The following is a 12449-nucleotide window of genomic DNA, read 5'->3' as shown; positions in this document are numbered from 1 at the left end:
TTAAATGTTTCATCATATGTTCTTCTAATTTTCCCCATAAAAAAATCCCCCTTATAGTAGACAGGATATAAAGCTTTCTTTTTTCTGTCTACTATAGGGGGAGCATATCATTTGTGCGGCTTCTTTTTTCTGTATAATTACTTTTTAGACATCTGAGCAGCTCTCATTTACAATAATGAGAGAGCTTTTTAGTTCATATAGAGTTAGGAGATTGTTAATGTCCGAAAATATTCGAAAAGATATTCAAGATAAAATACAAAATGGTAATTTTAATTGTGAAAAGGAATTGACGCTTTCTATTATTAGTGGAAAGTGGAAAGTTGTGATACTGTGGCATCTTGGTGTGGAAGGGCCGCATCGTTTCAGTGAATTACAACGGTTATTCCCAAGCATTTCTCATAAAGTTTTGTCGAACCAATTAAAAGAGTTAATGGAAGATGGGATTGTTGATCGGACAGTATATCCCGAAATTCCTCCTCGCGTTGAGTATTATATGACGGAACTAGGCATGTCACTTTTACCGATCGTTGAAATGATGTATGATTGGGGAAAAATGCGAATGGAACAAATTCGTAATACGTTAGAGAAGTAGAGAACCCTCCGGAGTGCGGAGGTTTTCTTTTTAGAAAGGTAGGAGTTATATTTGGTACAAGCTGCATACATTCATATTCCGTTTTGTCAGCACATTTGTCACTATTGTGATTTTAATAAAGTGTTTATTGAACGCCAACCGGTTGATCAATATTTAGATTATTTAGAGAAGGAAATAATAAATACGGTTCAAAAAGTTCCATTTGATAGTATGAAAACGATTTTTGTGGGTGGGGGAACTCCGACAGCGTTAAATATGGAACAGACAAAAAAATTACTCGAGATTATTAATCGTCATTTGCGTCCGTTCGCCCCGAATTGTGAATTAACATTTGAAGCGAATCCAGGAGATCTACCGAAAGAGAAGCTAAATGTACTGCTAGAAGGTGGAGTAAATCGAATTAGTTTTGGTGTGCAAACGTTCCGTGATGAACTTCTTGAGAAGATCGGGCGCAAGCATACGAGGGAAGATGCATTCCTCGCGATTCGAGAGGCACAGGAAGTAGGCTTTAAAAATATTAATGTAGATATTATTTATGCTTTGCCAGGACAGACGATAGAAGATGTAAAAGAAACATTAGATATTGCTTTTACGCTTGGTGTACAACATTTCTCGGCATATTCATTAATTGTGGAGCCAAAAACAGTGTTTTATAACTTAATGAACAAAGGGAAATTACGTCTTCCGGGTGAAGACCATGAAGCGAAAATGTATGAAATAGTAATGGATGAAATGGAGAAACACGGTTATAACCAGTATGAAATTAGTAATTTCTCAAAAGGTGACAATAAAAGTAGACATAATCTCACATACTGGAATAATGAAGAGTATTATGGATTTGGAGCTGGAGCTCATAGTTATGTGAACGGAGAACGTATTCAAAATGTTGGTCCCCTGAAGCAATATTTTAATAAAATTGATGAAACAGGATTTCCGTATTTAGATGTTCACAAAGTGACGGAGAAAGAAAGAATGGAAGAAGAGCTGTTCTTAGGGCTTCGAAAAACAAAAGGTGTTTCTAAAACGGCGTTCCGCAATAAATTTAATGTAGAGATGGATCAAGTTTTCGCGAAGCAGTTACAAAGCAACCAAGAGCAGGGATTGCTTGAAGAGGAAGATGGACATGTGCGTTTAACGCGAAAAGGAAAATTATTAGGGAATGAAGTATTCCAATCATTTTTGATTGACTAATTAAATGTTCTATAGGCGTGAAAAAGTTTCATTATTTCGTGACGTTTCCGTTGACAATTGAATGTCAATTTTGGTAAGTTATTAATAGATTTAGCACTCAAAGACAAAGAGTGCTAACAGAGGTGATGATGAGATGCTTACGGAACGTCAGCTCTTAATTTTACAAACAATTATTGATGACTTTATTGGATCAGCGCAGCCTGTTGGGTCTAGAACGTTGGCTAAAAAAGATGAAATCACATTTAGTTCAGCTACTATTCGAAATGAAATGGCAGACTTAGAAGAATTAGGCTTTATTGAAAAAACGCACAGTTCTTCTGGACGTGTTCCTTCTGAGAAAGGCTACCGATTTTATGTAGACCATCTTTTAGCGCCGCAAAACTTACCGAACGCTGAAATTGTACAAATTAAAGATTTATTTGCTGAAAGAATTTTTGAAGCGGAAAAAATTGCACAGCAATCTGCTCAAATTTTATCAGAACTTACGAATTATACGGCAATTGTTCTTGGACCGAAGTTAAGTACAAATAAACTTAAAAATGTACAAATTGTGCCGCTTGATCGTCAAACTGCAGTCGCTATTATTGTAACCGATACAGGGCATGTACAAAGTAAAACGATTACCGTTCCGGAATCTGTTGATTTATCAGATTTAGAAAAAATGGTTAATATTTTAAATGAAAAGCTATCTGGCGTACCGATGGAAGAACTTCATAATAAAATCTTTAAGGAAATTGTTACAGTTTTACGTGGGTATGTTCATAATTACGATAGTGCAATAAAAATGTTGGATGGTACATTTCAAGTTCCGTTATCGGAAAAGATATACTTTGGAGGAAAAGCAAATATGCTTTCGCAGCCAGAGTTCCATGACATTCAAAAGGTTAGATCTTTACTTACCATGATTGATAATGAAGCCGAATTTTATGACATTTTGCGTCATAAACAAGTCGGGATTCAAGTGAAAATTGGTAGGGAAAACTCTTCGACGGCTATGGAGGATTGTAGTTTAATTTCTGCAACATATTCGATCGGCGAAGAGCAACTTGGAACAATTGCTATTTTAGGTCCTACGAGAATGCAATACTCTCGTGTAATTAGTTTGTTACAGTTATTTACGGGACAATTTACTGATGGGCTTAAAAAGTAAATGAGAGTAATACATTCGCTCAAGTGATGAAATTTTCATTGCTGTGTGTAATATATAATGCTTAGGTAATCATGCTATGCATGATACCTAATACCTTTTAAGGAGGTGAATATTGTGGAAGAGCGTAACGAACAAGTGGTAGAAGAAGTAAAAGAAGCGCAAGTTGAAGAAGCTGTCACGCCAGAAAACAGTGAAGAAACTGTAGAAGAAAAAAGTGAGGCTGCTCTTTTACAAGAAAAAGTAGATGAGTTACAAGCGAAACTAACGGAAACGGAAGGTCGCACATTACGTCTACAAGCTGATTTTGAAAATTATAAGCGCCGTGTCCAAATGGATAAACAGGCTGCTGAAAAATATAGAGCACAAAGTCTAGTTTCAGACATCTTGCCAGCTCTTGATAATTTTGAAAGAGCAATGCAAGTGGAAGCGACTGATGAGCAAACGAAATCCTTGTTACAAGGTATGGAAATGGTGCATCGTCAATTGTTAGAAGCGCTGACTAAAGAAGGTGTGGAAGTGATTGAAGCTGTTGGTAAACAGTTTGATCCTAATGAACACCAAGCTATTATGCAAGTGGAAGATAGTGAATTTGAATCAAACGCGGTTGTGGAAGAATTCCAAAAAGGTTATAAATTAAAAGACCGTGTGATTCGCCCATCAATGGTAAAAGTAAATCAATAATTTACATAAAACTAGGAGGATTCGCCATGAGTAAAATTATCGGTATTGACTTAGGTACAACAAACTCTTGTGTAGCTGTTATGGAAGGTGGAGAACCAAAGGTTATCCCAAATCCAGAAGGGAACCGTACAACACCTTCTGTTGTAGCTTTCAAAAATGAAGAACGTCAAGTTGGGGAAGTTGCAAAGCGCCAAGCAATTACAAACCCAAATACAATCATGTCTGTTAAACGTCATATGGGTACAGACTACAAAGTAGAAGTTGAAGGTAAAGATTATACACCTCAAGAAATTTCTGCCATCATTTTACAAAACTTAAAAGCTTCTGCTGAAGCATACTTAGGTGAAACAGTAACGAAAGCTGTTATTACAGTACCTGCATACTTCAACGATGCAGAGCGTCAAGCAACGAAAGATGCTGGTCGTATCGCTGGTTTAGAAGTTGAGCGTATCATTAACGAGCCAACAGCAGCAGCACTTGCTTACGGTTTAGAAAAACAAGACGAAGAACAAAAAATCTTAGTATATGACTTAGGTGGCGGTACATTTGACGTATCTATCCTTGAGTTAGCAGACGGCACATTCGAAGTTATTTCAACTGCTGGTGACAACCGTCTTGGTGGCGATGACTTTGACCAAGTTATCATCGATCACTTAGTAGCTGAGTTCAAAAAAGAAAATAACATTGATTTAAGCCAAGATAAAATGGCGCTTCAACGCTTGAAAGATGCAGCTGAAAAAGCGAAAAAAGATCTTTCTGGTGTAACACAAACTCAAATTTCATTACCATTCATTAGTGCTGGAGCTGCTGGTCCATTACACTTAGAATTAACGTTAACAAGAGCGAAATTCGAAGAGCTTTCAGCAGGTCTTGTTGAAAGAACATTAGAGCCAACTCGTCGTGCATTAAAAGACGCTGGTTTTGCTCCAAGCGAATTAGATAAAGTTATTCTTGTTGGTGGATCTACTCGTATCCCAGCTGTACAAGAAGCTATTAAACGTGAAACTGGTAAAGAGCCATATAAAGGTGTAAACCCTGATGAAGTTGTAGCATTAGGTGCTGCAGTTCAAGGTGGCGTACTTACTGGAGATGTAGAAGGCGTTCTATTATTAGACGTAACTCCACTTTCTTTAGGTATTGAAACTATGGGTGGCGTGTTCACGAAATTAATTGAGCGTAACACTACAATTCCAACAAGTAAGTCACAAGTATTCTCGACAGCTGCTGATAATCAACCAGCAGTAGACATTCACGTATTACAAGGTGAGCGTCCAATGTCAGCTGACAACAAAACGTTAGGTCGTTTCCAATTAACTGACCTTCCACCAGCACCACGTGGTATTCCACAAATCGAAGTAACATTCGATATTGATGCGAACGGTATCGTTAACGTACGTGCGAAAGACTTAGGAACAAGCAAAGAGCAAGCTATTACAATCCAATCTTCTTCAGGTCTTTCTGATGAAGAAGTAGAACGTATGGTACAAGAAGCGGAAGCAAATGCTGACGCTGACCAAAAACGTAAGGAAGAAGTTGAACTTCGTAACGAAGCTGACCAACTTGTATTCCAAACAGACAAAGTTGTAAAAGATTTAGAAGGTAAAGTAGATGCAGCTGAAGTTGCAAAAGCAACAGAAGCGAAAGAAGCATTACAAGCTGCAATTGAGAAAAACGAGCTTGAAGAAATTCGTGCGAAAAAAGATGCTTTACAAGAAATCGTACAACAATTAACTGTTAAATTATACGAGCAAGCTCAAGCAGCTGCTGGTCAAGCAGAAGGTGCGCAAGGTGCACAAGACGCTGGCGCGAAGAAAGACAATGTAGTTGACGCTGAGTTTGAAGAAGTAAAAGAAGACAAGTAATTCAACTGTAAACATAATAAGTAAGATGACAAAAAGTCAAAGTCAAGCGTGCCTTGACTTTGGCTTTTTTCACGAATGAGAAGCGATGTGTGAGGATCTTAAGTTTTTCGCTTTGCATACTGTAAGTGAGGAAACTTTGTTGCAAAGCACTTTCTTTCGGTGTTAAAATTACGTTTATGTGAAAGATTCGGGGGTTGTAAATTTATGAGTAAACGAGACTATTATGAGGTCCTTGGACTTAGCAAGGGCGCTTCAACAGATGAAATAAAAAAAGCGTATCGTCGTTTGGCTAAAAAATACCATCCAGACGTAAGCAAAGAAGAAAATGCAATTGAAAAGTTTAAAGAAGTACAAGAAGCATATGAAGTGTTAAGTGATGATCAAAAGCGTGCGCAGTACGATCAATTTGGTCATGCTGGTGCAAATCAAGGATTCGGTGGATTTGGCGGCGGAGGAGACTTCGGCGGTGGCTTCGGTTTTGAAGATATATTTAGTTCTTTCTTTGGCGGTGGTGGCGGCAGACGTCGTGATCCAAATGCTCCGCGCCAAGGTGCTGACTTACAATATCAAGTCACTTTAGATTTTGAAGAAGCTATTTTTGGTAAGGAATTAAATGTGGAAATTCCAGTAGAAGATCCATGTGATACTTGTAAAGGTAGTGGAGCAAAACCAGGAACTTCAAAAGAAACATGTAAACATTGTTCAGGTTCTGGTCAAGTGAGTGTTGAACAAAACACACCGTTTGGTCGTATCGTAAACCGTCAAGCTTGTGGTCATTGTTCAGGAACTGGACAAATTATTAAAGAAAAATGTACGACATGTCACGGTTCAGGTAAAGTTCGTAAACGTAAAAAAATCAATGTTAAAATTCCAGCGGGTATCGATAATGGTCAACAAATTCGAGTGTCTGGAAAAGGTGAAGCCGGCGTAAATGGCGGACCAGCAGGAGACTTATATGTTGTCGTTCATGTAAGAAATCATGAATTCTTCGAGCGTGAAGGAGATCACATTATTTGCGAAATGCCATTAACATTTGCGCAAATGGCGCTTGGTGATGAAGTGGAAGTTCCTACTGTTCATGGTAAAGTGAAGCTGAAAATTCCAGCAGGAACACAAACTGGAACAGAATTCCGCTTAAAAGGAAAAGGTGCTCCGAATGTACGTGGATACGGCCAAGGAGATCAATATGTAGTCGTTCGTGTTGTTGTACCGACGAAATTGACTTCACAGCAAAAAGATTTATTACGTGAATTTGCAGGACAAGAAGAGCAGGATGATAGTTTATTCGGAAAGCTTAAACGTGCTTTCAAAGGGGAATAATGGAAATAAAAAATGGAGTTGGTAAATTGTGAAATGGTCAGAAATTAGTATTCATACAACAGAAGAAGCAGTAGAAGCTGTCTCTCATATTTTACATGAAGCTGGTGCTAGTGGAGTTGCGATTGAGGATCCAGCGGAGTTAACGAAAGAGCGCGAGCAACAATATGGTGAAATTTATGCATTGAACCCAGATGAATATCCGGCGGAAGGTGTATTAATAAAAGCGTATTTCCCGCAAACGGATTCTTTACATGAAACGATTGCAGGTGTAAAATCATCTATTGATGTGCTTCCATCTTACGACATCGAAATTGGTACTGGAAATATTACCGTTAACGAAGTCAATGAAGAAGATTGGGCTACTGCTTGGAAAAAATATTACCATCCAGTACAAATTTCTGATACATTCACAATCGTACCGACTTGGGAAGAATATACACCATCTTCTCCTGATGAAAAAATCATTGAATTAGACCCGGGTATGGCGTTTGGTACAGGAACTCATCCAACAACAACGATGTGTATCCGTGCTTTAGAAAAAACAGTACAGCCAGGTGACAATATTATTGATGTAGGAACAGGTTCTGGTGTACTTAGTATTGCAGCAGCAAAATTAGGTGCGTCTTCTGTTCAAGCGTATGATTTAGATCCGGTTGCGGTTGAAAGTGCAGAAATGAATGTACGTTTAAATAAAACAGATGATATCGTGTCTGTTGGACAAAATAGTCTTTTAGAAGGTATTGAAGGTCCAGTTGATTTAATCGTAGCTAACTTATTAGCAGAAATTATTCTATTATTCCCTGAAGATGCAGCAAGAGTTGTGAAGTCAGGTGGATTATTTATTACATCGGGCATTATTGCTGCGAAGGAAAAAGTAATTTCTGAGGCGCTAGAAAAAGCTGGATTTACAATTGAAGAAGTGTTACGAATGGAAGATTGGGTAGCAATTATTGCACGAAATGCGTAATATAGATTTTAGTCTATAATGAAAAGGGGAGTCTCTCACTATAAGGTGAGGGACTTGCCGTTTGTTATATGAAAAATGATAACGTTTCGTTCTTTTCGTAAGTGTTGACTTACGAAAGGAACGAAACTCTACTAAGGTGATTATATGCAACGTTATTTTGTAGAAGAGAAATATGTAAATGAGACAAGTATTCGCATTGTAGGTGATGACGTACATCATATCGCAAGAGTGATGCGTATGTCAGCTGGTGATCATATTTATTGCTGTGTAAATGGAAAAACAGCAGTATGTTCAATTGATGAAATTACCAGTGAATTTATTAATACGGCTATTGTAGAATGGGTAGAGGCGTCAAGTGAACTTCCTGTTTTCGTGACGATTGCAAGTGGACTGCCAAAAGGAGACAAGCTAGAGTTAATTTTTCAAAAAGGAACTGAGCTTGGGGCAGCTGCATTCTTACCATTTCAAGCATCTCGCTCTATCGTAAAATGGGATGCGAAAAAAGCTGATAAAAAAGTTGAGCGTTTAAGAAAAATTGTGAAAGAAGCTGCGGAACAATCACATAGAAGTGAAATTCCAGAAGTACATGCTCCGGCATCATTTAAGCAATTGCTTTCAATGAGTGGTGAGTATGATACTTGTCTTGTTGCTTACGAAGAGGAAGCAAAACAAGGCGAGAAATCTAATTTTGCGAAAGCTTTAACGACAATGAAACCAGGTCAAAAGCTATTGATTGTATTTGGCCCAGAAGGCGGTTTAGCTGAGGAAGAGATTACAGCGCTTCGTGAACATAAATTTGTACCATGTAGTTTAGGACCAAGAATTTTAAGAACAGAAACGGCGCCGTTATACGCGTTAAGTGCTGCTTCGTATCATTTTGAATTGATGGGGTGATGATCAATGTCAACTGTTGCGTTCCATACGTTAGGTTGTAAAGTAAACCACTATGAAACAGAAGCCATTTGGCAATTGTTTAAACAAGGTGGTTATGAAAGAACAGAATATGAAAAGAAAGCTGATGTATATGTTATTAACACATGTACAGTAACGAATACTGGGGACAAAAAAAGCCGTCAAGTAATCAGACGTGCTGTGCGTCAAAATCCAGATGCAGTTATTTGCGTAACGGGATGTTATGCACAAACATCTCCAGCTGAAATTATGGCGATTCCAGGTGTAGATATTGTAGTTGGTACACAGGATCGTGAAAAGATGTTAGGTTACATCGAAGAATTCCGTAAAGAGCGTCAACCAATTAATGCTGTCCGCAATATTATGAAAACACGTGTGTACGAAGAACTTGATGTACCTTATTTCACGGATCGTACACGTGCGTCTTTAAAAATACAAGAGGGTTGCAATAACTTCTGTACATTCTGTATCATTCCTTGGGCGCGCGGTTTAATGCGTTCTCGTGATGGAAAAGAAGTTATTAAACAAGCGCAACAATTAGTGGATGCAGGCTATAAAGAAATCGTATTAACGGGTATTCATACAGGTGGATACGGCGAAGACATAAAAGATTATAACTTAGCTGGATTACTTCGTGATATGGAAGCGGAAGTAGGCGGATTAAAACGTCTTCGTATTTCTTCTATTGAAGCGAGTCAAATTTCAGATGAAGTAATTGAAGTGTTAGATAAATCTGAAGTAGTTGTACGTCACTTGCATATTCCGTTGCAATCTGGTTCTAATACTGTATTAAAACGTATGCGTCGTAAATATACGATGGAATTCTTCCAAGAGCGTTTAGATCGTTTGAAAGAAGCGTTACCAGGCCTTGCGATTACATCTGACGTAATCGTTGGTTTCCCAGGTGAAACAGAAGAAGAATTCATGGAAACATACAATTTCATTAAAGAGAACCGCTTCTCTGAGTTACATGTGTTCCCTTACTCAAAACGTACAGGAACACCTGCAGCACGCATGGAAGATCAAGTTCCTGAAGATGTGAAGAATGATCGTGTTCATCGTTTAATTGAGCTATCTAATCAATTAGCGAAAGAATATGCATCAGCGTTTGAAGGTGAAGTGCTTGAAATCATTCCAGAAGAGCAATTTAAAGACGGCGACCGTGAAGGGTTATATGTAGGGTATACAGATAACTACTTGAAAATTGTATTTGAAGGATCAGAAGAATTAATTGGTAAGCTAGTGAAAGTGAAAATTACGAAAGCTGGTTATCCATATAACGAAGCGCAATTTGTTCGTGTTCTTGAAGATGATGTGAAAAAAGAATCAGCAAGCGCATAAAAAAGAGCGTGCAACCGGAAACGGTTTGCATGCTTTCTTTATTTGAAGCGGTTAAGTACTAGAAGGTGGAGAGGCATTTCGTGCATCCCTGTATGAAAAAAGTTGAAATGATAAAAATATAGTTGTCTTCATGAAAGAAGGATACTAGCTATTTGTATAACTTTTGAAAAGGAAATGCTTCTATTCTTCTTTTATTCTGCCAAATAGTTGACCTGAAGTGATAAAATGTATTATAATCGTAAAAGACATGCTGAAGAAGTGTTTCTTTTTGCATGCTGAAGTTAGTATGTAAGTGTGATGTTTCGGAGGGAGGGAAAGAGAATGTCAAAAACAGTCGTTCGTAAAAACGAGTCTTTGGAGGATGCACTTCGCCGTTTTAAAAGATCGGTTTCTAAAACTGGTACACTTGCTGAAGCAAGAAAGCGCGAGTTTTATGAAAAACCAAGTGTAAAACGTAAGAAGAAATCTGAAGCGGCAAGAAAGCGTAAATTCTAAGAGAGGGTGTAAGTTATGAGTCTTCTCGGTCGTTTAAACGATGATATGAAACAAGCGATGAAGAATAAACAAAAAGAAAAATTAACCGTTATTCGTATGGTTAAGGCTGCTTTACAAAATGAAGGTATTAAACTGCAACATACTCTTACTGAAGAAGAGGAAATAACAGTTTTAGCTCGTGAAGTAAAACAGTATAAGGACTCCCTCCTTGAATTTAAAAAAGCTGGTCGTGAAGACCTTGTTAATAAACTGCAAAGTGAAATTCAGATTTTAAGCGCATATTTGCCAGAGCAATTAACTGAAGAAGAACTAGTTGATGTAATCAAGCAAGTTATTTCTGAAGTTGGTGCGACTTCTAAAGCAGATATGGGTAAGGTGATGACTGCTGTTATGCCGAAAGTAAAAGGTAAAACAGACGGATCACTTGTGAATAAGCTGGTTATCCAGCTATTAGCATAAAAAAACGTCTCATTTCGTATGAGACGTTTTTTTATTGTTCTTATTAAGGAAAAACGCTATATTGCTTAAAAAGCGTTTCTGTAAGTGATAGAAACGCCTCTGGTATGTAAAAAAAGGTAACGGCCTTAGTTATGATTAATCCCACCATAAAAAAAGCTTTTTCGTTTTCTTAATTTCTTCGACTAACTCCTCAATGCTTTCTGTTCCTTGTTCCACTATATCTGGACAAAATTCATACATTTCTTGCGCGAAAGATTGCATTTCTTCGTCTGTAGGTAACGCGCTAAAAATGGCATCAACCCAGTCATGATCTGCACCGATTATGATAAAAGGATAGCGATCATTCCATTTTCTTAGTTTAAAAATAACATCTATATTGCTAACTTCGTAATTAACGCCATTTGTTTGTTGGATTGTAAGGATATCAAATTGGTCATTTCCTTGTGTAATTGCAATTCTACACTCACTCTTACTTCCTTGACTAAAACTTCTTTCGCAAATAAAAGCTAAGTATCCAAGTTTCTGAACCTCAGATTGAAGTTTTATAACTTGCTGTTCAGCAGAATCCTCAAAGGTAACGAAAGAGACTCCGGCTATTTTAGATTTTGAATCAGTTGCATAAAAGGGCTGGATGCTGCTGTTAGTAACTTGTTTTATAACATTCAAAATTTCTTGACTAAATCCAATTTCCTTTCGTATTTCCTCGCTTATTAATTCATTTTTTTGTTTTTTAATGAATCCTAATATTTTTTTGAAATTCATATAACAACCACCTATAAAATATTCTTACTTACACCGCAAAATTCAGAGTGGAGCAATTTCCTTTTTCGGATTTTATCTCATTTGTCTAATGAATGACAACTACTTATTCTATGGTCAGTATGTCACGTCCAGAACGAATTGTAACAGGTTTTTTCAAGTTTCCAACTTCTTGCTAGGCTCAATTTCTTAATGTAACTTGTACTGATATCCTGTAGGGGCGCATATTCTTGTATTAATACTTCTATTATTAAAGGTAACATCCTCTGATCCATCATTGTCCTGACAAATATGATTTCATATAGCGACTGTTTTAATTAACATGATATGAACTCTTGCAGAATATAGTTATGTTAGTGAAGTCGTTATAACACGATAGGCACTTGTGAAGAAATACATATATGGGATGAGAGGGGGTCTTTCGAGATGAAGAAATTAGAACAAATGAAAAATTGGTTGACAAAACAAGTAGACCTACCAGTGGATGTATTAATGGATCTACCTCGGATTACTCTTGTTGGGCAAATACATATTTATATAGAAAATCATCGGGGGTTATTAGTGTTTTCAGATAAAGAAGTGCGATTGCTTTTAAAACACGGTCAATTATTAATTAAAGGACAATCCTTTGTTATTAAAACGATTCTTCCAGAAGAGCTTTTACTCGAGGGGATAATTGAGCAAGTAACATTTTTAGAAAATGAAAAAAAAGGTGATTGA

The 12449-nt window shown here is 37.3% G+C and carries 13 protein-coding genes; 12 read left to right on the top strand and 1 reads right to left on the bottom strand.

All coding sequences use genetic code 11. The features are described 5' to 3' along the window. Positions 1-217 precede the first annotated feature (217 nt). The 11 genes from MR168_RS11665 to MR168_RS11615 all read left to right on the top strand — a co-directional run bounded on the left by MR168_RS11665 (position 218) and on the right by MR168_RS11615 (position 10970). Complete coding sequence (locus MR168_RS11665) at positions 218-592, top strand: winged helix-turn-helix transcriptional regulator (RefSeq protein WP_001293539.1); 375 nt, start codon at positions 218-220, stop codon at positions 590-592. Between the two features lie 51 nt (positions 593-643). Next, positions 644-1783 carry a radical SAM family heme chaperone HemW gene (gene hemW / locus MR168_RS11660; protein WP_000249433.1) on the top strand — a complete coding sequence of 380 codons (1140 nt, stop codon included), beginning with the start codon at positions 644-646 and terminating at the stop codon, positions 1781-1783. A gap of 133 nt (positions 1784-1916) precedes the next feature. Further along, positions 1917-2933: a heat-inducible transcriptional repressor HrcA gene (gene hrcA / locus MR168_RS11655; RefSeq protein ID WP_086412397.1), complete on the top strand. Its 1017-nt coding sequence runs from the start codon at positions 1917-1919 to the stop codon at positions 2931-2933. Between the two features lie 114 nt (positions 2934-3047). After that, positions 3048-3614, top strand: a complete 567-nt coding sequence (gene grpE / locus MR168_RS11650) for a nucleotide exchange factor GrpE (protein ID WP_000392711.1) — start codon at positions 3048-3050, stop codon at positions 3612-3614. A 26-nt stretch (positions 3615-3640) separates the two neighbouring features. Next, positions 3641-5476 carry a chaperone protein DnaK gene (gene dnaK / locus MR168_RS11645; RefSeq protein WP_000034700.1) on the top strand — a complete coding sequence of 612 codons (1836 nt, stop codon included), beginning with the start codon at positions 3641-3643 and terminating at the stop codon, positions 5474-5476. Between the two features lie 204 nt (positions 5477-5680). Next, complete coding sequence (dnaJ, locus tag MR168_RS11640) at positions 5681-6796, top strand: chaperone protein DnaJ (RefSeq protein WP_000043947.1); 1116 nt, start codon at positions 5681-5683, stop codon at positions 6794-6796. 28 nt (positions 6797-6824) lie between these two features. After that, on the top strand, positions 6825-7763 hold the full coding sequence (gene prmA, locus MR168_RS11635; RefSeq protein ID WP_000872101.1) for a 50S ribosomal protein L11 methyltransferase: 939 nt from the start codon (positions 6825-6827) through the stop codon (positions 7761-7763). 144 nt (positions 7764-7907) lie between these two features. Next, the gene (locus MR168_RS11630; RefSeq protein WP_001190156.1) at positions 7908-8657 is read left to right on the top strand and encodes a 16S rRNA (uracil(1498)-N(3))-methyltransferase; all 750 of its coding nucleotides are present in this window, start codon (positions 7908-7910) and stop codon (positions 8655-8657) included. A 6-nt stretch (positions 8658-8663) separates the two neighbouring features. Then, a complete protein-coding gene (gene mtaB, locus MR168_RS11625) occupies positions 8664-10016 on the top strand; it encodes a tRNA (N(6)-L-threonylcarbamoyladenosine(37)-C(2))-methylthiotransferase MtaB (RefSeq protein ID WP_000108679.1) in 1353 nt (450 codons plus the stop codon). A gap of 321 nt (positions 10017-10337) precedes the next feature. After that, positions 10338-10511, top strand: coding sequence for a 30S ribosomal protein S21 (rpsU, locus tag MR168_RS11620; protein ID WP_000048061.1), 174 nt, complete (start codon positions 10338-10340; stop codon positions 10509-10511). A 15-nt stretch (positions 10512-10526) separates the two neighbouring features. Then, on the top strand, positions 10527-10970 hold the full coding sequence (locus tag MR168_RS11615) for a GatB/YqeY domain-containing protein (protein ID WP_000054562.1): 444 nt from the start codon (positions 10527-10529) through the stop codon (positions 10968-10970). A 135-nt stretch (positions 10971-11105) separates the two neighbouring features. Here MR168_RS11615 and MR168_RS11610 read toward each other — a convergent pair whose 3' ends face one another. Then, positions 11106-11732 carry a DUF4253 domain-containing protein gene (locus MR168_RS11610; protein ID WP_001009615.1) on the bottom strand — a complete coding sequence of 209 codons (627 nt, stop codon included), beginning with the start codon at positions 11730-11732 and terminating at the stop codon, positions 11106-11108. Between the two features lie 423 nt (positions 11733-12155). Here MR168_RS11610 and yqfC point away from each other — a divergent pair, with 423 nt between their 5' ends. After that, entirely contained in the window at positions 12156-12449 is a 294-nt protein-coding gene (yqfC, locus tag MR168_RS11605; protein ID WP_000732269.1) for a sporulation protein YqfC, read from the top strand.

It is taken from the genome of Bacillus cereus group sp. BfR-BA-01356, assembly GCF_022663635.1.
Taxonomy (GTDB): domain Bacteria; phylum Bacillota; class Bacilli; order Bacillales; family Bacillaceae_G; genus Bacillus_A; species Bacillus_A cereus.
This window is presented reverse-complemented; position numbering and strand designations above follow the sequence as displayed.

Bases quoted from the DNA above. Each gene is read 5' to 3' on its own strand.
- MR168_RS11610 (WP_001009615.1), bottom strand. From the start codon at position 11,732: ATGAATTTCAAAAAAATATTAGGATTCATTAAAAAACAAAAAAATGAA.
- dnaJ (WP_000043947.1), top strand. From the start codon at position 5,681: ATGAGTAAACGAGACTATTATGAGGTCCTTGGACTTAGCAAGGGCGCT.
- hrcA (WP_086412397.1), top strand. From the start codon at position 1,917: ATGCTTACGGAACGTCAGCTCTTAATTTTACAAACAATTATTGATGAC.
- mtaB (WP_000108679.1), top strand. From the start codon at position 8,664: ATGTCAACTGTTGCGTTCCATACGTTAGGTTGTAAAGTAAACCACTAT.
- MR168_RS11665 (WP_001293539.1), top strand. From the start codon at position 218: ATGTCCGAAAATATTCGAAAAGATATTCAAGATAAAATACAAAATGGT.
- MR168_RS11630 (WP_001190156.1), top strand. From the start codon at position 7,908: ATGCAACGTTATTTTGTAGAAGAGAAATATGTAAATGAGACAAGTATT.
- MR168_RS11615 (WP_000054562.1), top strand. From the start codon at position 10,527: ATGAGTCTTCTCGGTCGTTTAAACGATGATATGAAACAAGCGATGAAG.
- dnaK (WP_000034700.1), top strand. From the start codon at position 3,641: ATGAGTAAAATTATCGGTATTGACTTAGGTACAACAAACTCTTGTGTA.
- yqfC (WP_000732269.1), top strand. From the start codon at position 12,156: ATGAAGAAATTAGAACAAATGAAAAATTGGTTGACAAAACAAGTAGAC.
- rpsU (WP_000048061.1), top strand. From the start codon at position 10,338: ATGTCAAAAACAGTCGTTCGTAAAAACGAGTCTTTGGAGGATGCACTT.